The 21,317-nt window shown below is 68.1% G+C and carries 20 protein-coding genes; 8 read left to right on the top strand and 12 right to left on the bottom strand.

Going from position 1 to position 21,317, the window contains the following annotated elements:
• Positions 1–66 precede the first annotated feature (66 nt).
• Positions 67–753, top strand: coding sequence for an SDR family NAD(P)-dependent oxidoreductase (locus ABD231_RS33515; protein ID WP_344161183.1), 687 nt, complete (start codon positions 67–69; stop codon positions 751–753).
• Entirely contained in the window at positions 753–1,760 is a 1,008-nt protein-coding gene (locus tag ABD231_RS33510) for an L-idonate 5-dehydrogenase (protein ID WP_344161180.1), read from the top strand. Before ABD231_RS33515 ends, ABD231_RS33510 begins: the two co-directional genes overlap by 1 nt.
• Here ABD231_RS33510 and ABD231_RS33505 read toward each other — a convergent pair.
• Both ABD231_RS33505 and ABD231_RS33500 read right to left on the bottom strand, forming a co-directional pair.
• On the bottom strand, positions 1,746–2,825 hold the full coding sequence (locus tag ABD231_RS33505; RefSeq protein WP_344161177.1) for an adenosine deaminase: 1,080 nt from the start codon (positions 2,823–2,825) through the stop codon (positions 1,746–1,748). The two genes, ABD231_RS33510 and ABD231_RS33505, sit on opposite strands and share 15 nt — an antisense overlap.
• Positions 2,826–2,847: 22 nt before the next feature.
• Positions 2,848–3,321: a nitroreductase family deazaflavin-dependent oxidoreductase gene (locus tag ABD231_RS33500; protein ID WP_344161174.1), complete on the bottom strand. Its 474-nt coding sequence runs from the start codon at positions 3,319–3,321 to the stop codon at positions 2,848–2,850.
• 118 nt (positions 3,322–3,439) lie between these two features.
• Between ABD231_RS33500 and ABD231_RS33495 the strand changes: the two genes are divergently transcribed.
• Positions 3,440–4,129, top strand: a complete 690-nt coding sequence (locus tag ABD231_RS33495) for a TetR/AcrR family transcriptional regulator (protein ID WP_344161171.1) — start codon at positions 3,440–3,442, stop codon at positions 4,127–4,129.
• On the opposite strand, the gene aat is transcribed toward ABD231_RS33495, so the two are convergent.
• Entirely contained in the window at positions 4,122–4,787 is a 666-nt protein-coding gene (gene aat / locus ABD231_RS33490) for a leucyl/phenylalanyl-tRNA--protein transferase (RefSeq protein WP_344161168.1), read from the bottom strand. The two genes, ABD231_RS33495 and aat, sit on opposite strands and share 8 nt — an antisense overlap.
• 129 nt (positions 4,788–4,916) lie before the next feature.
• Between aat and ABD231_RS33485 the strand changes: the two genes are divergently transcribed.
• Both ABD231_RS33485 and ABD231_RS33480 read left to right on the top strand, forming a co-directional pair.
• On the top strand, positions 4,917–5,612 hold the full coding sequence (locus ABD231_RS33485; protein ID WP_344161165.1) for an EcsC family protein: 696 nt from the start codon (positions 4,917–4,919) through the stop codon (positions 5,610–5,612).
• 5 nt (positions 5,613–5,617) lie between these two features.
• Complete coding sequence (locus tag ABD231_RS33480) at positions 5,618–6,004, top strand: VOC family protein (RefSeq protein ID WP_344161162.1); 387 nt, start codon at positions 5,618–5,620, stop codon at positions 6,002–6,004.
• A 33-nt stretch (positions 6,005–6,037) separates the two neighbouring features.
• Here ABD231_RS33480 and ABD231_RS33475 read toward each other — a convergent pair whose 3' ends face one another.
• The 4 genes from ABD231_RS33475 to ABD231_RS33460 all read right to left on the bottom strand — a co-directional run bounded on the left by ABD231_RS33475 (position 6,038) and on the right by ABD231_RS33460 (position 10,807).
• The gene (locus ABD231_RS33475; protein WP_344161159.1) at positions 6,038–6,637 is read right to left on the bottom strand and encodes a hypothetical protein; all 600 of its coding nucleotides are present in this window, start codon (positions 6,635–6,637) and stop codon (positions 6,038–6,040) included.
• Positions 6,638–6,740: 103 nt separating this feature from the next.
• Positions 6,741–9,035 (bottom strand): ATP-binding protein, encoded by a 2,295-nt coding sequence (locus ABD231_RS33470; RefSeq protein ID WP_344161703.1) that lies wholly within the window; start codon positions 9,033–9,035, stop codon positions 6,741–6,743.
• A complete protein-coding gene (locus ABD231_RS33465; protein ID WP_344161156.1) occupies positions 9,032–9,823 on the bottom strand; it encodes a helix-turn-helix domain-containing protein in 792 nt (263 codons plus the stop codon). The genes ABD231_RS33470 and ABD231_RS33465 overlap by 4 nt, the downstream gene beginning before the upstream one ends.
• Before the next feature lie 57 nt (positions 9,824–9,880).
• On the bottom strand, positions 9,881–10,807 hold the full coding sequence (locus tag ABD231_RS33460; RefSeq protein ID WP_344161153.1) for a hydroxymethylglutaryl-CoA lyase: 927 nt from the start codon (positions 10,805–10,807) through the stop codon (positions 9,881–9,883).
• Between the two features lie 42 nt (positions 10,808–10,849).
• Between ABD231_RS33460 and ABD231_RS33455 the strand changes: the two genes are divergently transcribed.
• Positions 10,850–11,491 carry a GNAT family N-acetyltransferase gene (locus ABD231_RS33455; RefSeq protein WP_344161150.1) on the top strand — a complete coding sequence of 214 codons (642 nt, stop codon included), beginning with the start codon at positions 10,850–10,852 and terminating at the stop codon, positions 11,489–11,491.
• Here the strand turns inward: ABD231_RS33455 and ABD231_RS33450 are convergent.
• Complete coding sequence (locus ABD231_RS33450) at positions 11,488–13,656, bottom strand: hypothetical protein (RefSeq protein WP_344161147.1); 2,169 nt, start codon at positions 13,654–13,656, stop codon at positions 11,488–11,490. The genes ABD231_RS33455 and ABD231_RS33450 overlap by 4 nt on opposite strands.
• 190 nt (positions 13,657–13,846) lie before the next feature.
• On the opposite strand from ABD231_RS33450, the gene ABD231_RS33445 reads away from it, so the two are divergent.
• On the top strand, positions 13,847–14,827 hold the full coding sequence (locus ABD231_RS33445; RefSeq protein WP_344161143.1) for an aminoglycoside phosphotransferase family protein: 981 nt from the start codon (positions 13,847–13,849) through the stop codon (positions 14,825–14,827).
• 9 nt (positions 14,828–14,836) lie between these two features.
• On the top strand, positions 14,837–15,697 hold the full coding sequence (locus tag ABD231_RS33440; RefSeq protein ID WP_344161140.1) for a haloalkane dehalogenase: 861 nt from the start codon (positions 14,837–14,839) through the stop codon (positions 15,695–15,697).
• Here ABD231_RS33440 and ABD231_RS33435 read toward each other — a convergent pair.
• The 4 genes from ABD231_RS33435 to ABD231_RS33420 form a co-directional block, all read right to left on the bottom strand.
• Complete coding sequence (locus ABD231_RS33435; RefSeq protein ID WP_344161138.1) at positions 15,683–17,734, bottom strand: hypothetical protein; 2,052 nt, start codon at positions 17,732–17,734, stop codon at positions 15,683–15,685. The two genes, ABD231_RS33440 and ABD231_RS33435, sit on opposite strands and share 15 nt — an antisense overlap.
• 66 nt (positions 17,735–17,800) lie before the next feature.
• Positions 17,801–18,580, bottom strand: a complete 780-nt coding sequence (locus ABD231_RS33430) for a metallophosphoesterase family protein (protein WP_344161135.1) — start codon at positions 18,578–18,580, stop codon at positions 17,801–17,803.
• Between the two features lie 417 nt (positions 18,581–18,997).
• Positions 18,998–20,419, bottom strand: coding sequence for a TrbL/VirB6 family protein (locus ABD231_RS33425; protein WP_344161132.1), 1,422 nt, complete (start codon positions 20,417–20,419; stop codon positions 18,998–19,000).
• Positions 20,404–21,282 carry a DUF8175 domain-containg protein gene (locus ABD231_RS33420; protein WP_344161130.1) on the bottom strand — a complete coding sequence of 293 codons (879 nt, stop codon included), beginning with the start codon at positions 21,280–21,282 and terminating at the stop codon, positions 20,404–20,406. Before ABD231_RS33420 ends, ABD231_RS33425 begins: the two co-directional genes overlap by 16 nt.
• Between the last annotated feature and the right edge of the window lie 35 nt (positions 21,283–21,317).

The following is a 21,317-nucleotide window of genomic DNA, read 5'->3' as shown; positions in this document are numbered from 1 at the left end:
CGGCGCGCGGAACGCGTCTTTCCGGCACGCTTGAAGCAACTGACCGTTGCTGTGAGGAGAATGCGCATGAGCAGAGCGAGTCGCCGGGCCGTCCTCGGCGGTGCTGTCGCCACCGCCGCCGGTATCGCCGCCAGTGGAACATCCACCGCCGCCCGCCGCCCAGCGGGCAAGTTCACCGGGAAGGTCGTGCTGATCACCGGCGGGACCTCCGGGATCGGCGAGGCCGCCGCCCGGGCCTTCGCCGCCGCCGGTGCGCGGGTCGCCTTCGGGGGCCGGCGAACCGCCTTGGGGCGCGAGGTCGAGCGGACAATCCGAGCTGGTCGCGGCGAGGCGACGTACCTGGAGCTGGATGTTCGCGAACCGAGCTCGGTGCAGAACTTCGTCGACAGCGCTGTGCGTCAGTACGGGCGGCTCGACATCGCGTTCAACAACGCCGGGGTGCCGGTGGGGTCGGTCGCGGAATGGGAGGACGGGCTGGCCACGAACGCGCGCGGGCAGTTCCTCTCGATGAAGTACGAACTGCCGCATCTAATCGCCAGTGGGGGTGGGCACATCATCAGCAACTCGCCGGCTGCGCAGGACTTGGTTCGCACTGCAGCGGCCGAGTACGCCGTACAAGGGGTGCGCGTGAACATGCTCCTCCCGGGTTCCGTTCCGGCCGCCGCGGCTGCGGCCGCTGTGCTCGGACTGGCTGGGGACGAGTTCGGTTATCTGACTGGCGCGACGATCCCGGTCGGCGGTGGACTCGCCTGATGAAGGCTGTTGTCGTGCATGGGCCGGGTGACGTTCGCGTCGAGGAACGGCCGGATCCTTCGCCGGGTCGTGACGAGGTGCTGGTCGCGATGGAGTGGGGCGGGATCTGCGGGAGTGACATCTCGTATGCCCAGCACGGCTCATCCGGTACGGCGATACTCCGGCACCCGCTGGTTCTCGGCCATGAGGTCGCCGGGCGGATCGCCGTACTGGGTGCTGGGGTTTCCGCGTATGGCGTGGGTGATGCGGTGACTGTGCATCCGGCCTCGCCTTCGTCGGAGCCCTTGCCTGGATTGATCGCCGGCCGGACGAATCTGCATCGGGAGGTTCGATACTTCGGGTCGGCGGCTTTCTCGCCCCATGAGGATGGCGGCTTCTCGTCGTACCGGGTGGTGCGGGCGGATCAGCTGCGGGCGTTGCCGGCGGGCTTGTCGACGCGGGTTGCTGCGTTGGCCGAACCGCTCGCCGTCGCATTGCATGCGGTTGGCCGGTTGGGCGCCGTGCGCGGTCAGACGGTGTTCGTGAACGGCGCTGGGTCGATCGGGTCGCTGGTTGTCGCGGCACTGAAGGCGCGTGGGGCCGCGCGGGTGTTGTGTGCGGACGTGAACGCTGATGCGTTGGCGATGGCATCCGCGGTGGGTGCGGACGAGTTGTTCGATGCCCGTGAGGCGTTGCCGACCGACATTGCGTTGGTGGTTGAGGCTTCTGGCGTTTCGGCGGCGCTCGGGGGTGTGCTGCGCGCGACGGCTCGCGGCGGAACCGTCGTACAGGTGGGGAATCTGCCGATGGCGCCCACGCCTTCGGTGCTCGCGGATCTGGTCAGCCGGGAGATCATGTGGACCGGTTCGTACCGGTTCGTCGACGAGATCGCCGAGGCGGTCGCGTTGCTGGCCAGCGGGCTCGACGTGACAGCGCTGATCGCGGCCGAATTCGACCTCGCCGACGCCGCGGCCGCGATCTCAGCGGCCGCGTCCACGGCTGGAAAGGTCTTACTACGCTTGGGCTGACAGGGCTTCGGCGTACCAGGGTTTGATGATCCCGTCGATGATCGCGAGCCGCTCGTCGAACGGGATGAAGGCGGACTTCATCGCGTTGATCGCGAACCACCGGAAGTCCGCCAGCCCGTAATCGAAAGCCTCCGCGAGCAACGCCAGCTCGCGACTCATCGACGTACCGGACATCAACCGGTTGTCGGTGTTGACCGTCACGCGGAAGCGCAACTTGGTGAGCAACCCGATCGGGTGCTCGGCGATCGACGCGGCCGCGCCGGTCTGCAGGTTCGAACTCGGGGCCATCTCCAGCGGGATCCGCCGATCCCGCACGTACGCCGCCAGTCGCCCGAGCTCGACCTTGTCGCCGGCCGGGTCGTGGCTGATGTCGTCGATGATCCGCACCCCGTGCCCCAACCGGTCCGCGCCACACCACTGAATCGCCTGCCAGATCGACGGCAACCCGAACGCCTCACCCGCGTGGATGGTGAAGTGCGCGTTCTCCCGCTGCAGGTACTCGAACGCATCCAGATGCCGGGTGGGCGGATACCCCGCCTCCGCCCCGGCGATGTCGAACCCCACCACACCCGCATCCCGGTACGCGACCGACAACTCCGCAATCTCCATCGACCGCGCCTGATGCCGCATAGCCGTCAGCAACTGCCGAGCCACGATCGGCCGCTCCGCCACCGCCATCCCATGCTCGAACCCCGCCCGCACGGCATCGACCACCTGCTCCAGCGACAACCCCTTGGTCAGATGCTGCTCCGGCGCATACCGCACCTCCGCATACACCACCCCGTCAGCCGCCAGATCCTGCACACACTCACTGGCCACCCGCGTGATCGCCTCAGCCGTCTGCATCACCGCCACCGTGTGATCAAACGTCTCCAGGTACCGCTCCAACGACCCCGAGTCCGCCGACTCGACGAACCAGGCCCCCAACTCCGCCGGATCCTCCCGCGGCACCCGATGCCCGATCTCGCGCGCCAGCTCCACCACGGTCCCCGGCCGCAACCCACCATCAAGATGGTCATGAAGAAGCACCTTCGGCGCCCCACTCAACTGCTCAGGCGTGATCATCCACCCATCTTGCCACCGGATGTCAGGCCGGGTTGATGCGGAAGGCGGGGACGCCGGGGGCGATGTGGCGGAGGACCTCGTCGGGGGAGTTCTTGGTGACGTCGCCTTCGAAGAAGGCGCCTACTTCCCAGGACCACTTCTTGAGGTAGAGGCGGAGGATGTCGAGCTTGTCGGCGTCGGCCAGTTCTTCGGCGTGGAAGGTTTCGGTGGATCGGCCCAGCTGGAGGCGGGCTTCGGGGGTGGCACGGAGGTTGCGGACCCACTGGGTGTGGCCGCGGGGGGCTACGAGGTAGCGCTGGCCGTCGATGACCAGGAGGTTGACGGGGGTGCTGCGCCACTCGCCGGACTTGCGGCCGCGGACCGAGAGGACGCGGCTGCCCATCAGGCTGAGACCGACTTTGGTGAGCCGGGCGACGATCCGGTTGAAGACGCGCATGCTGCCTTCGCCGGCGGTGATGACGCGCTTGCTGTCGTAGGTCTGCTTGTAGTCCGGCATCGTCGTGCACTCCTTCTGAGCGGTTTGCGAGAGCAGTGCTCTCTGTTGTGATCAGTGAACGCGTGAGCAGTGATCATTGTCAAGAGCAGTGCTCTCGGTTTTGTGGCAGACTGAGCTCATGAGCGCTCCACGAACTGCCCGTGAGCGGGCCCGGGCCGAGTTGACGGACGAGATCAAGGCGGCCGCGCGACGGCAGTTGGAGGCGAGCGGGGCCGAGAGTCTGTCGTTGCGGGCGATCTCCCGCGAGCTCGGGATGGTGTCGTCGGCGCTCTACCGATACTTCCCGAGTCGGGACGAGTTGCTCACCGCGCTCATCATCGACGCGTACGACGCCCTCGGCGAGGCGGCCGAAGCCGCAGCCCGGAAGGAGTACCCGCATCCCCGCAAAGCCTGGGTCGCGGTGTACGCCGCCGTCCGCGACTGGGCCCGCGCGAACCCGCACGAGTACGCGCTGATCTACGGCTCCCCCATCACCGGCTACCAGGCCCCGCAGACGACCGTGCAGCCCGCGATCCGGGTGCCGCTGGTGTTGTTGGGCATCATCTCCCAAGCCCGTGCGGAGGGTTGGCTGCCGGAGCTGGATGCCCCGGAGCCCACCGGCCGACTCGCCGAGCAGGTCGACGTGATCGCTCCGCTGGCACCCGGCGTACCGCGGCCGATGCTGCTGCGGCTGGTGATCGCGTGGACGCAGCTCTTCGGGATGCTCAGCTTCGAGCTCTTCGGTCAGCTGGTCGGATCGATGGATCCCGCCGACGACTTCTTCACCGAGACCAGCCGGCAGATGGCCAAGTACGTCGGGATCAGCTGAACGCCTTCGGCAGGGGTAGCGGCAGCGCCCGCCGTACTCGCTGCACGTAGTCCTCGCGCGGGATCGAGATCGCGCCCATCGTCGCGAGATGGTCGGTCACCCACTGGATGTCGAACACCCGCTCGGCCGCGTACTCGTCGTCCAGCAACTCGATCAGTCCGGCCACGGCGGCCTTCGACCCGTCGGTCTTGTGGTGGAACATCGACTCCCCGGCGAACAGTCCGCCGATCGCGACGCCGTACAGACCGCCCGCGAGCTCGTCGCCGTCCCACGCCTCGACCGAGTGCACCCAGCCGAGCCGATGCAGTTCCGTGTACGACGCGATGATGTCCCGATCGATCCATGCCCCGGTACGACGCGGATCCGCGCACGCCCGGATCACCTGGTCGAACGCCGTGTTCACCCGGATCTCGAACTTGCTCCGAGCCCGCCGTACCGTCCGCGTCGGCCGATAGCCGGCCACCTCGATCACGCCGCGGTCGACCGGCGACCACCACAGCACGGACGCGCGATGGTCCGGCATCGGGAACAACCCCTGCCGGTACGCCGCCAGTACCGTCCCTGGATGCAGATCCGCCCCACCGGCCACGACGTCGCTGTCACCGGCGACCGACACCGGCGGGAAGTCCCAAACAGACGCAGCAGGCTCGACAGGCACTCTCACATCCTGGACCACGTACGGATCCCAGGGGACACCGAGGGTTTCTCCCGAGTGGTGATCGGACACCAGCCACGTAGAGTTGAGGTACGCCCGGGGTCTCCGACGCATGGGCGGGAAGGAGCACCCGTGGCCGGAGTAGCCAGGTTCGTCGCCAGTAGTCTCGCGCCAGCCGCCCAGCGGTTCGCGCCCCAAGCCGCGGCGGGCGTACTGCGCCAGATCCTCGAGTTCGCCATCGACGGGTACCAGCGTTTCCCGAGTGCCGAGCGGGTCGCGGAGAACAAACTCGCGAAGGTCGGCGGCGACACCCAGCTCGCCATCGACGCCGTGGTCGACCAGCACATCCGACTGGCCGGCGTACAAGGCTTCGTCACCAGCATCGGTGGCCTGGTCACGCTCCCGGTCGCCCTGCCCGCGAACATGACCGGCCTGGCCATCGTGCAGGCCCGGATGGTCGCCGCGATCGCCCACATCCGTGGCTACGACCTCGACGACCCCCGGGTCCGTACGGCGGTCATCACCTGCCTGCTCGGCGAGGACGGCGTCACCGACCGCCTGAAGAAGTCCAGCCTGGTCACATCACCACTCGCGATCGCCACCGCGCCCGTCTTCGACCCCGAACTCGACCGCCAGGTCGCCACCGAGGTCGTCGCCGAACTGATCGCCCGAGTCAGCGGCAAACGGATGGCCATCACCGTCACCCGCCGCGTCCCACTCCTCGGTGGCGCCGTCGGAGCAGGGGTCGACGGCTGGTCGACGTACCGGATCGGTCAGTACGCCGACAAGAGCCTCATCCGCCGCATCCGCCGCCCGATCGAGCCCTAGCCTCCGTGGTCGCGCCGTTCTGGGGACCGACGCTCGACTGCCCGGAGCCGCTCCGGCTGGCCGAGTTCTACCAACAGGTCGCCGGCGGCGAACTCACGGTGGTCACCGAAGCGTTCGTCGAACTGCGGTTCGACGCGTTCAGCCTCGGCTTCCAGCGTGACCTGAACTACCGAGCCCCGACCTGGCCGGACCCGCGGGTGCCACAGCAGTGTCACCTCGACTTCATGGCCGCGGACCTGGACGCGGAGCAGGCCCGCATCGTGAAAGCCGGCGCGGTCCCAACCGCCGTACAGCCAGAGCCGACGACATTCCGCGTGTTCCTCGATCCGGCCGGTCATCCGTTCTGCCTGACCACCTGGCGGACGCCGAGTGGTCCGTCCGAATCACGCTGACCTCACCAGTCCCAGGCCGGGCTCACCACGAGCTCAGCAGCCGCCCAGCACGGCGGCGTTGTACTCCATCGAGCCCTTCGGGTATCTCGCGCCGCACAGCGAGGAACCCACCCACTGCGTCCGGTACGACCGCCACGGGCCGCTCTCGGTCGTGTACGAGCGTCCGCCGGGCTTGCAGACGTGGTACGAGTACCGGCCGCCGTACACCCTGGTCCCGGACCACACGACGTACCGGCGCTGCCGCGGCGGCGTCGGGAACGTCCAGGTGTCGGTGATCGACTTCGAGGTGGTGCGCGATCCGGCGACCGCCAGCTTCGCGCCGACGGTGACGCTCGCCTTGGCGAGGACTACGCCGGCCTTCGCCGACGCCTCCGTGGTGACGTCGATCCCGGCGGAGAACGTCCGGTCCACCTTGATCGTGACCGTCCGGGTCAAGTTGCTGCCCGGCGCGATCGAGACGCCTTGCATGTGGGTCGGTGCGTTGGTGACCTTGGTCCCGCTGACCGTCGCCCACTTCTCACCGGCCTTGCAGACCTGCGGGTAGGCCGACGCCGTACCCGGTGCGACGGCGATCAGGGCCGGTGCTGCCAAGGCCAGGACCGTTGCGATCCGGATCCCCCTACGAACCTTCATGAGCCACCTCTTCGTCCGTGTCCGGCACCCACTGTGAGCGCCGTGCAACAGACTGGCGTGGGCTCCCGCGACCGAACAGGGACAAAGTGGTACACCGCTGCCGTCAGGGTGGTGGCGTCGTCCCATGCGCCGCGTAGACCTCTTCGGCGAGGCCCAGCTGTTCCTGCCCCTCGGCACTCCGGCCCATAGCGAGGTAGGTGCGCCCCAGCAAGGTCCGAGCGCGTGCCTCCCGATGCCAAAGCTCATGCTCCACAGCGATCTCCAGGCTCTCCGAGTAGACCTCCAAGGCCTCCGGATGCTTCCCGAGCTCGCCATAGGCGGCACCCAGTTCACACAAGGCCTCGGCCAGCACGCCCCACCTGTCCTGCCCGCGGATACCGTCGACCGCCGCCAGTAGCACCGGAACCGCCACGGCCGCTTGACCGCACTCCCGCAACGACGAGCCCGCGCTGATGCGCATCCGGCACAGCACATTCACGTCGTCCTGCACGAGCGCGATCGCCCGCTCGAACGGCTCCAACTGTCGCTCTGGCTCGCCGTTGCGGCCGTACAGCATGCCGAGCGTCAACTGCGCCCACGCCCCGAGCTCAGCGGCCTCGGGCTCCCGGGCGATCAGCTCAAGCGCCTCCTGCACAGACCGGAAGCCCTCCACCGCGCGATCGGCCTGCTCGAGCATGTGCGCGAGATTCACCAGTGAGCTGGTCAGGAACCGCGGCTTCCCGATCAGCCGGGCCGCCTCCGTCGCCAGCGCCAACTGGTCCGCGGCGGCAGAGAAGTCGTCGAGCTCACCGAGCGCCAGGCCCAGATCGAAGTGCACGAGTGCCGCGCCGACCGGATCCGACCGCAGCTCGACCACCTCGGCGGCTGCCCGGTTCACATCGCGCCACTCCAGCCACCGCTGCCGCGCCGGTCCAAAGACGTTCATCCCGGCCGCGATCCCGACGGCGAGCTGCCGATCCTCCGCAGTACCCCGCACAGCCCGCCGTACCAGCTCGACGAGCGTGCTCCGGTCGGCGTCCAGCCAGTCGAGAACCTCCTCGAGCTCGGTCAGATCGCGGGCCTGCTCAGCCCAGGCAGCATCCCGCCAGGCCGCACTCATCGGCGCCTCGCCCGCCAGCTCGTCGGCCCGCCACAGCATCGCGAGGTAGCACCTGAGCACCCGCTCCCCAACCACCCGCTGGTCCTGAGTGCTCGCACCTTCCCGGCCGACAACCCGCACCAGGTCGTGCAGCCGGTAGCGGTGCAGCGTCGGCGCCTCCAGCAGATGTACGTCGACCAGTCGGTCGAGCAGCTCTTCCGTGTCGTCGAGCGTCCGCCCCAGCGCCGCGGCCGCGACCCGCAGCGGGAACTCACCGGGATCGAGCAGAGCCAGTACGGCGAACGCATCCGCCGCACCCCGATCAGCCGGTACCGACCGCAAGTCGTCGATCGACGCACGAACACCGGTCTCCCCCTCGGCGAGCACGCCCAGCCGGGTACTCGCATCGGCCAGCCGGTCCGCGAGCTCCTGAATCGGCCGATCGGCCGACAGGCGGGTACCCGCGATGCGGAGTGCGAGCGGAAGGTTGCCGCAGGCATGGACGACGGTCAGCGCCGCCTCGGGTTCGGCCGCGACGAGCGCCGCACCGACGACCTCACCGAGCAGGTGCAGCGCCTCGTCATCGGACAGCACGTCGAGCCGCAAATGCAGCGCACCGGCCAGCTGGTCGAGCAGCCGACGACTGGTGATCACTGCCGCAGATCCCGACGTACCGGGGATCAGTGGGGCAACCTGGTCCACAGTGGCCGCGTCGTCGAGTACGACGAGGACGCGGCGACCCGCGATCGCGGTCCGATAGCGAGCTGTCGCCGCAGCGAGGTCGTCCGGGATCTCCTGCGCCGGTACGCCGAGGGCTCGCAAGAGGGAGGCGGTGGCCTGCAGCGGCGGGATCGGCTCGGTCTCACCGCGCAGGTTCAAGTAGATGCGGCCGTCGGGGAACTCGTCCTCGACGAGGTGACCGACGTGTACCGCGAGCGTGGTCTTGCCGACGCCGCTCATCCCGGTCACCGCGGAGATCACCACACTCGTCGCGTGCGCAGGCTCACCGGTCCGTCGCAGGAGCTCGGTCAGCGTCCGCACAGGCTCGGTCCGGCCGACGAAGTCGGTGACAGCCGCGGGCAGCCGGTCAGGAGTCTCGGCCGGGCGGCGAGCGGCCTGTTCGAGCAGGTCCCGTTCATCGTCGGGAAGCTGCAAGGCGTTGGCCAGACTGCTCACGGTGAGCGCGCGGGGGTAGCGGCGCCGCCCGAGCTCGAGCGTGCGGATCGCCTCGACACTGAGTCCCGCGAGTTCGGCGAGCTGCTCCTGCGTGAGCCCGGCATCAGCTCGGTGACGACGTAGCAGCTCCGGTACGCCGCTCACGTCGTACTCGCCGCTCGTCCGGCCAGGAGCCAGCCGCGGAGGTCCGCGGGCGACCACGACGGTCTGCCGACCATCCGCGCAGCCGCTCGCCGCAACGCCGTCGGCATGCCACCGCACAACTCGACGACCGCTTGTGTGGCCGCAGGGTCCTGCTGCCAACGATCGGGGCCTGTGATCCTGTGCAGCAATTGCACCGCATCCGGAGCCGGGAGACCGGCCAGCTCGATGACGTTCTCCGCGACCGGAACCGGCTGCCGACTCGTCACGACAACTGACCCCTTGGTTGCCTTAGGCACCTTTTCCGGCTCGGCGTCGTCGAGTACGACGAGTCCACCTTCGGGTGCGCGGATCGGACCCGGCGTACTGCGGTGATGCACGAAGATCTCGCCGGCCGGAAACGCGACCTGCCGCGCGGCATGCACCGCCAACGCCGTCTTGCCCACACCCGCCGGACCGGTGATCACGATCGCTCCGGGCGAGGCCAGCAGCGCGACCAGTCGACGTACCTCAGTGGCCCGGCCAGTGAAGTCCTGGACGTCCGCCGGGAGCTCGTGGGGCACGGATTGCACTCCCACCGCGGCCGCGGCGAATTCGGCCCGCTCCGCTCCGGCCAGACCGAGTGCATCAGTCAGCAACTGGACAGTGTCGCCCCGCGGCGACTTCCGCCGGCCGGACTCCAGGCTGCGAATCGTTTCAAACCCGACGCCGGACCGCTCGGCCAGGCTAGTCTGTGTCAGCTGGGCCGCGCCGCGGAACCTGCGCAACAACTCGCCGAACGAGGAATCCATCCCGCCCCCGAATCCGTTGCCCGATCGGGCAACCGGAATGCTACCCGGAGTGACAGGTCAGCTGGCGAGGGCCTGTACGACGCGGCTCGGCGAAGGCTTGCCGAGCTGTTCGGCCATCCACACGCTGGTCTCGACAAGCTTGGGCAAGTCGACGCCGGTACTGATCCCGAGACCGTTGAGCTGCCAGAGCAGATCCTCCGTGGCGAGGTTGCCGGTGGCGGATTCGGCGTACGGGCAACCGCCGAGGCCGCCGGCCGAGCTGTCGACGGTCGTGACGCCTTCGCGGAGGGCGGTCAGGGTGTTGGCGAGCGCCTGGCCGTAGGTGTCGTGGAAGTGGACCGCGAGTTTGTCGGTACCGACACCAGCCTTGGCGAAGGCCGAGATCAGAGCGGTCACGTGGCCCGGGGTCGCGACGCCGATCGTGTCGCCGAGGGACAGCTCGTGACAGCCGAGGTCGACCAGCCGGGCGCCGACCGTCACCACCTGCTCGATCGGTACGTCGCCCTCCCACGGGTCCCCGTAACACATCGACACGTAGCCGCGGACGGTCAAACCCGCGGCCAACGCCCGCTCGACAGTCGGCGTGAACATCGCGAACTGCTCGTCGACCGTCGAGTTCAGGTTCTTCGCCGCGAACGTCTCGGTGGCGCTGGCGAAGATCGCGATCTCACGGACACCGGCCGCGAGCGCGCGGTCGAGGCCGCGCTCGTTCGGGACCAGGACCGGGGCGCGGACATCATCGGGCAGGTCGAGCTGCTCGAGCAGCTCGGTCGCGTCGGCGAGCTGAGGAACCCACTTGGGGTGCACGAAACTGGTCGTCTCCACGGTCCACAGACCGGCGTCGACCAGCCGGCGGATGAACTCCGCCTTCACCTTGACGTCGACGATCGCGGACTCGTTCTGCAGTCCGTCGCGCGGTCCGACCTCGTAGATCGTGACCTGATCGGGCAATCCCTCGGTCTGTACGACCTGCGGTGTCCGCATCTCACCTCCAAGTAGGTGGGTTCTCCACCACAATGGCTCGTGATGACAACTCTGGCCGAAATTCTCCGCGGCGTCGAAGCCGGAGCCTTCCCGATCTCGGATCTGGGCGTGACGGTCGTCTCAGCGCCGTCCACCCGCGAGTGGTGCGTGATGGCGTTCACCGGGCACATCGTGATCGCCGCGGACGTCGACGAGGCCTGGGTCGCCGAACGGCTCCCGGCCGGCGACATGCTCGCGCCGACAGCGCCGCCGTTCCTGACCGCACTCACCGAACTATCCGGACGCCAGGTGCACGGCCTCGACGCGATGCTCCTCGCCCCGGCCATCACCGACCCGGTTGAACGCGCCGACGCCGTGATTGGTCTCGAAGAGTTCACCGACCACGATCATCCACGGGTGCTCCGGGCACTGGAGTTCCGCGACGACGTCCGCGTGTACGGCGACCCGTCCGGGAGTGTGATGACGATCGGGTACGGCGTTGGCCGTCGTACCGAGTGTTCGGTCGAGGTCCCCGAGTCGGCCCGGGGCCAAGGGCACGGCCGCCGGCTCGTCCAGGCGGCTCGGGCCCTCATCCCCACTGATGCGCACATCTGGGCCCAGGTGAGCCCGGGCAATGCGGCATCCTTCCGCGCATTCCTCGCGGCGGGATACCGCATCGTCGGTTCGGAAACCCTGCTCTTCTAGGGGCAGTGCTCCACGGAGCGACCAGCCGAGGCCACGGCAGTGATGTTGGTCAGCTCCGTCGGCAGGGCGACGCGGGGAGGCAACGTGCCGTCCGCGCGCCGGCGCCGGGTGTAGGCCTGACCACCGGAGATCGCGGTGATCTGGAGCTCGCCACCCACCGAGGAGGCCGCGACATGATCAGCCGGGTCACCGGTCTGGGTCGGCAACTGCCAACTACCGTCGGTGTGCTGAATCGCGTAGTACAGCTGGCCTCCCGCCGCGATCACCACCATCATCTCCTCGCCGACCACCGTGACGGCCACCGAGGTGATGTTGGCCATGGTGGTGAAGTGATTCCGCGAGCTCCAGGTGCCGTCGCCGCGCCGTACCCGGTGATAGATCCGCCCCGCGCCATCGACCTGCATCATGTGGAAGGTGCCGTGGAACTCGGTCGCGGCCACCAGCTTCGCCTCATCGCCGAGCCGGTTCGGGCCGTCCCAGCGGCCGTCCGGGAACTGCATCAGGTGGTAGACGATCCCGCCCGCCGCGAAGGCCACCTGCAGGCAGCCGAGCGTCACCGCGGCCGTCATCGACGACACGCCCTTGAGCTCGCCGAACAGGTTCCGCGAGCTCCAGCTGCCGTCCACGCCCCGCACCCGGTGATAGATGAGGTCACCGGTCATCTCCATCACGTTCAACATGCCGTTGAACTCGGACGCTGCGACCAGGCGGGCCGGGCCGTTCAACGCTTCCGGACCAACCCACGTGTCGTCGGCTTGCTGGATCCCGTGGTGCACCTCGCTGTCCGAGGCGAGGACGAGCTGCACCTTCGGATCGAGGAAGGTGCCGGGAGCATCCAGCCGGTAGAGCGCAGCCGCACCGGGGGCGAGTGAAACCGAGATCGAGCCGGAGCTCGACTGAGCCTTGTAGGTCTTGGTCGCCGGGTCAAACTTCGAGACGGTGCTCACCGTCGCGGTGTTCACGTTCAGTACGGCCTGCGACGCTGCCGTATGGGACCAGTTCGTTACCAGCACCCACCTCGTCCGCGACTTGCGGTCCTTACTGCGGAACGTGCCGAGGACGACCGGACTACCGGAGGTGCCGGACAACCACGTGTCCGGGGTGAACGGCTGTGTGGCGGGCGGACGCGATCCGTTCGCGTGCACCACCCGCTCGGAAACGAGCGGCTTCAGTTCGGCACCGGCCGGAGTAAGCCAGTTGGCGTGCAACGCCTTGGCAGCATCGTAGATCGGAGACCGATTGCCCTCGTAGTCGATCAGCCCCGGGCCGAAGTTCGCCGGCGTCCCCGGCGGCTCCGGCGACCAGTAGCAGAAGTACTGGATGCCCTTGCAGCCGTACGCCAGGCTGACGTTGACCTGCCACGCAAGGTCCGCTGCCGTCGGCGTCCGGTAGTGGATGTGCTTGGTCGACAGAATGTAGATCCAGGTCGGAACGCCGGCGCCCAGGCCGGCCGCGCGAAACTCCTGCCATTCGGCACAGTAGTTGGCGTGATTGGTGCCGTCGGCCAGGAGCGGATAGCGATCGTACGACAGCATCTGCGGACGAACGGAGCTGGCGAACTCGTGGATGTAGTTCCGCCAGCCCCCTGGCACGGGGTCGGGGAAGAGGTTGACGTTCTGCAGCAGGTTCGGAGCCGCCGCCCGCAGTGCAGCAGCACCGACGGCCAGATCCGCGATCTCCCCCGGGTCCGGCTCGTCGTCCAGCCGGAAGCCGACGAACGACGGGTGCCGGGTGTACTCGGTGCGCAACTGCAACGCCCTCTGGTGCCAGTTGACGACCACCGCTTTCAACCCGACCTGGTCGGTGAAGCCCAGCGTGGTGTGGTTCTTCGCCACCTCCGCCTCGGCGTCGCTCGCTCCGACGAAGGTCCAGTTGAATCCGGCGTCCTTCATCTCCTGGAAGCGACTCAGCAGGTTGAAGCGGTCTTGCATCGACGGCGGCCAGAAGGCGCCGATCGGGAACTCCGGCCCGGAGATGATCGGCAGGGTGGAGCAGGTGGCCGCGGCGGTGCCGGCTGCCTGAGTGGCCTGGGTGGCCTGGGTTGCTGCCTGGGCGGTCGCGGTCGTGCCCGGCAGGAAGGGCAGGACGCCGGCCGCGGCCGCGAGCTTCAGCACTCCGCGGCGGTCGAGCGCCGGCCCGCCAGGTACCTTGGGAAGGTCGTTCATCGCAACTCCTCGTCCGGTGTGAGCTCTCCTGTCCGGCGAAAGTCGAGCACGCGCACCGCACGCGAGCCATCAGTGAAACCCCGGTCGAAGGGACGCAAAGTCCTTACGCTCAAGTGGTCTCGAAGGCGTTGACGCTCATCGAATGGTCAAGACCACTATCAGTCGAAGCGCTTCCGGCTGGGAGGGAAGCTTGAACACACCTACGCCGGCGGAGGTAGCCCGCGCGTTCGGTCTGGACGCGGCCGACGGGGAGCTCATTCATATCAGGCGTGGTGACTCCGATGCCTGGCGGCTCACGACCTCAGGTGGGAGCTATTTCGTCAAGGGGTACTTGCCTGCCGGTACGCCGGACTTGACGGCAGCGATGGCGTTCGAGCGCCGGGCCTTCGAGGCAGGTGTGGACATGCCGGTCCCGATCGCGCCTGTCGATCCGGTCCTCGGGTGGGCGACTCGCGTTGATGGGCGATGGTTTCGGATGTACCGATGGATCGAGCACGACCCGTCTCGTGCTGCTGTCGATGTCTCGTCCTGGCTTGGCCAGACAATGCTTCGCGTTCATCAGTTGGAGTCGGCCCGGATTGGCCTCCCTGGGTGGTGGCGGGTGGCGGTTCCACCGCCGGCGGTTTGGGAGGGGTGGCTCGCTTCGGCTCGGGCGCGTGAGGTCTCGTGGGCGGGGCTGTTGGGGGACTGCCTGCCGGACATCCTCGCGGTCGGCGAACGCATTGCGGAGCTCGGCGAGATCGCTCCGGATGTTGTGACGACTCATGGCGACTTCAAGGATCACAACATCGTCAGGTCTGTTTCTGGGCCTGTGCTCGTGGATTGGGACAGCGTTCGGACCGACAGTGCAGCGCTCGAGGCGGGGAGGACGGCGTACATGTTCGGGGACGGCGAAGCCTCCCGCGTTGGAAGGATCCTTGCTGCGTACGTCGCTGCTGGTGGCGAGCTCGGATGGGCCGGCGCCGACGTGTTTCTCGGGGTTGCCAGACATCGCGTCCAGGTGCTGGGTGAGCAGATCCGGGTCTCGCTCGGGGAGTCCCCCGGTGCACGCTGGATGGGCGATCGCACGACGATCGAAGCCAGTATCCGCACGAGGCTGCGAGACCTGCCCGGCACGATCGATCACCTGCGTCGGCTCGCATCCGGGGAACGTGAGACCCCGGCCGAATAGGATTCGACGGTGAGGTCGGCGACGGTGGAGGTGCGGGGAAGCTGGCTGCACTACGTCGAGGTGGGCGCCGGTGATCCAGTGCTGTTCCTGCATGGCAACCCCACTTCGTCGTACCTGTGGCGAAACGTCATCGATGAGGTGGCGCGAGCGGGCTGGCGGTGCATTGCTCTCGATCTGATCGGCATGGGCGGTTCAGGCAAACCCATCCTCGACTACCGGCTCGTCGACCATCTGGGTTACGTCGAGGCCTTCATCGACGCATTGGGGCTGTCCGACCTCACTGTGGTCGGGCACGACTGGGGCGCTGTGATCGCCTTGGACCACGCGCGACGCTTCCGCTCTCGGGTTCGACGGGTCGCCTTCATGGAGGGCCACCTTCATGCCATCGACCGGTGGAGCGACCTGGACGAAGGCAGCCGGGAACTGTTCCAGAGATTGCGGACACCCGGTGTCGGCGAGCAGTTGATCATCCAGGAGAACTTCTTCGTCGAGGAAGTTCTGCCTGCGGGGATCCTCCGCACACTGAGCCAGGAGGAGCTGGATGCCTACCGCGCGCCGTACCGCGATCCTGCCGCTCGGCTACCGGTCTGGCGCTGGCCGCAGGAGATCCCGATTGAGGGGGTACCCGCCGACGTGGCAGCGATCGTCACCGCCAACCAGGCAGTGCTCGCCGACCCGGAGCTACCGAAGCTCCTGCTCCATGCGACACCCGGCGCGGTGATCGGGCCCGCCGAGGTCGCCTGGTGCCGTGAGCACGGGCGGGCGCTGACCATCGTCGACATCGGACCAGGCACGCATTTTCTCCCTGAGGATCGCCCGGCCGAGATCGCTGCGGCGCTCAGTGAATGGCTCGGCCTACCGCTTCTCTGAGATCGTCCGATCACTGGTCCGTGGGTCTTTCGAGATTCGGTGGGTGCCGGTGGGGTTGACGTGGAGTACGAAGCCGTGGGGTGTTGTCCACTCGATCGTCTTGGGGTCGATTCGGCGTACCTTCCATCCGGGGGCGTGGGTCTTTACCCGGTGTCCGTAGCGGCTCAGCGGTATGAGGTTCTGGGTGTTGGTTTGGCCTGGTGGGCCGAGGGGGTTGTAGGGCTGGATGTGGTCGAGGTCGATGTTGTTGGTGGTTTCGCGGGTGCCGTAGGGGAACAGTTCGGTCGGGTGGGTGAGTTTGACGTGTTCGCGGATCTGGTTGGTGGTTTCGTAGGCGTCGGAGCTGATTGCTTTGTTGAGGTCGATGACTGGTTTGACGAGGTAGGGGCCGTGGCCGACGAGTTCGGTGAGCTGGGTGGCCAGTAGTGGCCCGATGTCTTCTGCGCGCAGGACTCCGGTGCCGGTGGCGAGGGTGTGGTCGGTGAGGTGTACGTAGATCTCGGTCTTGCCTGGGCGTGCCGGGGTGGGCCGGTCGCCTGGCGGGCGGGCGTGGGCGTCGCGCTTGATCTGGGCCAGCCGGGCTGCGAGAGCATGCAACTCGTCTGGGGTCATTGACTCGCCCGCGTCGGACACGCCGCCGCTGGCTCTGTCGAACGGCTCCGCTGTCCGGTCGTCACAGTGATCGAGAGGATCAGGGAGATCGCTCTCGCCTGGATGGGGCGCTTCACGATCGGCCTCGTCATCGGGGCCGGGCTCGATGTCGGGACCGGGCCCGATGTCCGGGCCGCGCTCGATGTCCGGGCCGGAGGTGACGTGGCGACCGGGATCCGGGCTCACACCGCTTGCCCGGTCAGCCGGTATCCCGTTGCCTGCAGCAACGTTGTGGGGCGACACTGCCGGGTCAGACGTGGCGGCAGACGCGGGCTCGGAATCAGGCGCGGGAGTGGGGTCGATCGCAGATGCGCGGGCGGGTGTAGACGCGGGCGTGGACGTGGGAGCGGGCGTGGACGTGGGAGCGGGCGTGGACGTGGGAGCGGGCGTGGACGCAGGAGCGGGCGTGGACGCAGACGCCGTGGTGGGTGCAGACGCGGGTGTGGGTGCAGACGCGCGTGTGGGTGATGGCCCGGCAGCAAACGCTGGATTGGATGCGGGCGCGGGGCCGACAGCAGATGCAGGGGCGGGGTCCGACGCGGGAGTGGGGTCCGGCGCGGGACCGGAGTCAGGCGCGGGTGTGGGGTTCGGGGTGGGGGTGTTGTGCTGGTGTTGTTGGGCTTGGGCGATGAGTTCGTTGGTGTAGGCGGTGTCGGGCATGATGCCTACTGCTTCTGCGCGGCGGGCTTGGATGCTGCGCTTGTCGCCTTGGGCCAGGAGGGCGTCGGCGATCTCGTCGATCTTTGCCTTGTGCCGCCGGACCGCCGCTGAGGCGGCCTTGATCACGCAGGTCTTGGTGCCGTGCTCGTCGGACTGGCCGACCCAGACACCGCGCTCGCGGGTCTTCTCGTCGGCTTCGGCTTTCGCCTGGGCGGGGTCGGCGTGCATCTTGGCCGCCTTGATGATCTTGGCCAGCCGGGTCGGCGAGATCGTGTCCAGCAGGTGGGCGACGCGCTTGTCGACGTACAGCGCGGCTGCCAGGGACAGCTTCTCGCAGTCGCGGGCGAGGTTGCGTGCCTTCCAGGCCGCGACCTCCTCACCCAGCACCCGGGCCCACACGAACGGGAAACGGTGGCGCAAGGCCAGCGCGTTCGCGAGATAGTCCCGTGCCACTCCCGGAGACACCCCCAGCACCGCGCCGTACTCAGCGATGCAGAACTCCATCACCGGCGGACAGCCCTCACCACCCAGCACCACCGCACGCTCCCTACCATCGCTCACCCGGCGGCCCGGACGCCCCGCGCATACATCCGGATGGAAACGATCGGCGTACACGACAGCATGAACGAGGGACCGCGCGGCCGACCGGTACTCGGCCGCGCGCTCCTCGGCGGCCGACTCCAGCAAGTCGGCCGTCGAAAGCGTGGACAGCTCCTCCTCGAACATGTGTTCTAATATAGTCACAGAACGGTAACGAGGCAAATCCGCCTTGTAGACAAGGGAATCCAGGCGTCAGTCGCGGTGGTAGGTGGGGGATTCGCCCGCGTAGAAGGTGCCTCGGTAGATGCCGTGGATGATCTCGGACTCGTAGCCGTCGAGTTCGGGGGCGCCTAGTTCGTGGGCGATGGCGAGTTCGGCGTGGGCGTCGTACGGGACGCGGACGAACTGGATGGAGAAGGGTGCGGGGGCGGTGGAGTTCTCGACACCTTCGAGGATTGTGTAGACGGGGGTCGGGTCGTGGAGGCTGTTGCCGACCGAGCCGACGTTGATGAGGGTGCGGCCTAGGTCGCATTCGTAGTAGGCGTCGTGCGTGTCGCCGTAGGCGACGACTGTTGGCAGGGGGCCGTTGCCGGTGGCGGGGGTGTTTTCGAACATGCTGCGGTACGCCGCTTCGTCGTGGTCGAAGTAGACGCGGTGATGCACCGTGGTCGCGGACGCATGGAACAGGCGGATCTGTTGGCCGCTCAGCTGGAAGTCATGGCAGAACGGGAGGTTGCGCAGCCAGGCGTGCTGGTCGTCGCGGAGCTCCTGTCGCCACCACAGCATGCTGCCGCCGGCGGGGTAGTCGCGGTCCGGGTCGGGGAGGAAGTCGTCCCAGTTGCCGAGGATGTTGACCTCGCAGACCTCACGGCAGCGGTCGACCACCGCCTGGCCGCGCGGACCTTTGCCGACGTAGTCGCCGAGGTTGAAGATCCGGGTGATACCGCGAGCCTCGATGTCCGCGAGGACTGCTTCAAGTGCGGTGAGGTTGCCGTGGACGTCCGAGATGAGGGCGATCCGCTCAAGCTGCATATCCGCCATAGTTCAAGCCCGCCGAGGTGTGCGGCAACCCGTTTCTCACCAACCGCCCGAAGAACTGTCGTCGGCGCTGGTGGTCGCGTACGACTTTCTCACCAGCCACCCGACGGACCGTCGCGCTCGGACGAACCGGCGCTGCTGGTCAGGCACGCCTCTCACCCGCCACTCAACGAGCCTCGCACTCAGAGGGACCCGACGCCGCAGGTCGCATACATCTCACTCACCAGCCACCCGACGGACCCTCGTGCCCGGACGAACCGGCGCTGCTGGTCGCGTGCGCCTCGCTCACCAACCACCCAAGGACCCGTGTACTCGGACAAACCGGCGCTGCTGGTCGCGCACGTCTCTCACCAGCCGCCCGACGACCGTCGCACTCGGGAGACCCGACGCCGCAAACCGCGCACATCTCACTCACCAGCCGCCCGAGGGACCGTCGTACTCGGATGAACCGGGGCTGCTGGTCGCATAGGTTCGCGAGGACCGCGGGGAACCACCGGATGCTCCGGACGGCCCGCCCGACGAGCCGGCGTGCGAGCCGCCGCCTCCACCGGAGGACGCGCCACGTCCGCCGCCGGACGAACCGCTACGCGAACCACCCGAGCCGCCGCGCGACCCGCCGCCGCCGGAACTGCCGCCTGAGCCGGTGGGGCCGAAGGAGCTGGGGGTGTTGGCGCCGCCGCCTCCGTCGCCGGCGGAGTGTGCGGCGGCTCCGGCTACGGCGCCTCCGGCTTTGCGGGCGGCTGTGACGGCGGCTCCGGCTGCGCCTAGCCCGGCGCTTGCGGTGGCTCCGACTGTGCGGGCGCCGGTCGCCCCGCCGCCCGCTGCAGCGCCAGCACCACCGCCAGCGCCGCCTCCGGAACCTAGGCGGGCGCGGCCGACGTTGATGGCACCGGTGGCTAGGCCGCCGGGGTCGGCTACTGAGCTGCCCATTGCGGCGCTGCCGCCGGCTACGGCTGCCGTCAGGGGTACGGCGAATCGCAGTAGCGCGGGTAGGGCGAAGACCGCGAGCATCAGCATCATGATTCCGGTCATCGCCTGCACCAGCTGGTTGTCGCTCGGCAGCATGGCGGACTGGTTGAGCTTCATCGCGGCCGCGTAGATGAGCGCGGCCGCTGGCTTATAGGCGATGAACGCGAGCGACCACCCGCAGAATTTGCGGAACCACGTCCGTCCGACCTCGGTGTTCGTGGCGGCGGCTGCTAGCGGGAAGGTGCCGGCCAGGATGACGAGCATCGCGGAGCGGATCAGCAGCAGAACGATCTGGATCACCGAGGCGCACATGACCGAGATGGTGACGCAGATGGCAAGGATGACCTGGCCGGAGGCGATGCCGATCTCGGTGAAGCCGCCGTTCGCGACGATGCTCTGGAAGCCGGCGTCGACGTTGCCGCCTGCGGCCTTGGTGACGATGTCGTGGGCCAAACCGTCGGACCACTCGGACAGCAACTGCAGCACCGCCGCTCCGGCACCGCAGACCAGGACGAAGATCATCATTGCCTTGAGCAACTCTTGAAGCGGTTTCGCTCGTTGCTCCCAGGCGGTTCGCACGCCGGCGATCAGGATCGCGACGGTGAAGATCGCAGTGACGACAGTGAATGTGCTCTGCTGCAGGTATTCGACCGGGCTGGTGTTCTTCCAGCCGCCGCCGGATTCGGTCGCGATTGTTGCGTCCGGCACCTTCAGCCACAGTGTCGCCATCGAGTGCATGGAGTCGAGCGCGGCCTGACTGGCCTGCTGGAGCAGGGAATCCAGGCTGGACGTCGCGACGGAGATGAAGCCTTCCTTGATCTGACAGCCGATCTCGAGCTTCCCGCACATCAGAGACCACTCCACTTCACGAAGTCGGCGAGGTTGCGAACCTGAGCGAACGGCGCCCCGATGGCAGCACCGGACGGCGGTGGTTGCAGCCGCCAGTCGTGGTCATGCCAGACCATCGTCACGGTGAGACTCATGTACTGCGTCTCCACCGGTACGGCGAGTGTCACCGTCACCTGGTCGCGGTTGGCGGCGAGCACGCGGTACCCGGCGAGTTGCGTCTGCGCTGTGTTGGTGGACGAGGTTTCTTTGGCGGTTGCGCGCAGGAGCTCGTCCGTTTCGGGGCCGGGCAGCATGAGCTTGCGGGCGGTCGCGGTCGCCTTGGTCTGATCGCCCAACGCAGCAAGCACGTTGTACGCCGCGAACACCGCACCCGTCGGCGAATGAGCAAAACACCGCCGGAACCCGTCGGAGTCGACAACCCCCGGCCCGAAGGCGGTCGACCGAGGAACAACCACCCGCCGACTCACCTCCCACCCGTCAACCGCAGGTGCCACCACCGGAACACCTTGATCCCCACCCGACAACGAGCACCCAGAACGAGCTGAGCGGGAGGAGGGCACGCAACCTGCAGAGCCGCCGCCCCCGGAGCTCGCCGCCCCGGAGCCGGCTCGGTCATCCGAGGCGGAGCCGCGGTTGTCGCCCGAGGCGGAGCCGGGGGCGGCCGGGCAGGTGGTGTCGGGGGTTGCGGCGGGAGCGCCTACTGGTTCGCTTCCTCCCCCGGCCGCGGGTGCGGCGGGGTTGGAGAGGTGGGTGCCAGCAGGGGTGTTGGAGCCGCCGGCGACCAGGACGATCAGGCCGCAGATGACGATGGCGGCGATGACTATGGAGGCCGCGACGAAGCCGGGGCCGAAGGGGGTGGTGCTCTCGTGGTCGCTCATCCTGGTCCCCGTTTCAGTGGTCGAAAACGTGCTGG

Origin of the sequence: Kribbella yunnanensis (assembly GCF_039529655.1) — a bacterium.
GTDB lineage: Bacteria > Actinomycetota > Actinomycetes > Propionibacteriales > Kribbellaceae > Kribbella > Kribbella yunnanensis.
Note: the sequence above shows the minus strand (reverse complement) of the source record. Positions and strands in the feature narration are given on the sequence as shown.

Coding starts and splice junctions, on each gene's coding strand:
- ABD231_RS33515 (WP_344161183.1), top strand. CDS start 67: ATGAGCAGAGCGAGTCGCCGGGCCGTCCTCGGCGGTGCTGTCGCCACC.
- ABD231_RS33510 (WP_344161180.1), top strand. CDS start 753: ATGAAGGCTGTTGTCGTGCATGGGCCGGGTGACGTTCGCGTCGAGGAA.
- ABD231_RS33505 (WP_344161177.1), bottom strand. CDS start 2,825: ATGATCACGCCTGAGCAGTTGAGTGGGGCGCCGAAGGTGCTTCTTCAT.
- ABD231_RS33500 (WP_344161174.1), bottom strand. CDS start 3,321: ATGCCGGACTACAAGCAGACCTACGACAGCAAGCGCGTCATCACCGCC.
- ABD231_RS33495 (WP_344161171.1), top strand. CDS start 3,440: ATGAGCGCTCCACGAACTGCCCGTGAGCGGGCCCGGGCCGAGTTGACG.
- ABD231_RS33475 (WP_344161159.1), bottom strand. CDS start 6,637: ATGAAGGTTCGTAGGGGGATCCGGATCGCAACGGTCCTGGCCTTGGCA.
- ABD231_RS33465 (WP_344161156.1), bottom strand. CDS start 9,823: ATGGATTCCTCGTTCGGCGAGTTGTTGCGCAGGTTCCGCGGCGCGGCC.
- ABD231_RS33460 (WP_344161153.1), bottom strand. CDS start 10,807: ATGCGGACACCGCAGGTCGTACAGACCGAGGGATTGCCCGATCAGGTC.
- ABD231_RS33455 (WP_344161150.1), top strand. CDS start 10,850: ATGACAACTCTGGCCGAAATTCTCCGCGGCGTCGAAGCCGGAGCCTTC.
- ABD231_RS33450 (WP_344161147.1), bottom strand. CDS start 13,656: ATGAACGACCTTCCCAAGGTACCTGGCGGGCCGGCGCTCGACCGCCGC.
- ABD231_RS33435 (WP_344161138.1), bottom strand. CDS start 17,734: ATGTTCGAGGAGGAGCTGTCCACGCTTTCGACGGCCGACTTGCTGGAG.
- ABD231_RS33430 (WP_344161135.1), bottom strand. CDS start 18,580: ATGCAGCTTGAGCGGATCGCCCTCATCTCGGACGTCCACGGCAACCTC.
- ABD231_RS33420 (WP_344161130.1), bottom strand. CDS start 21,282: ATGAGCGACCACGAGAGCACCACCCCCTTCGGCCCCGGCTTCGTCGCG.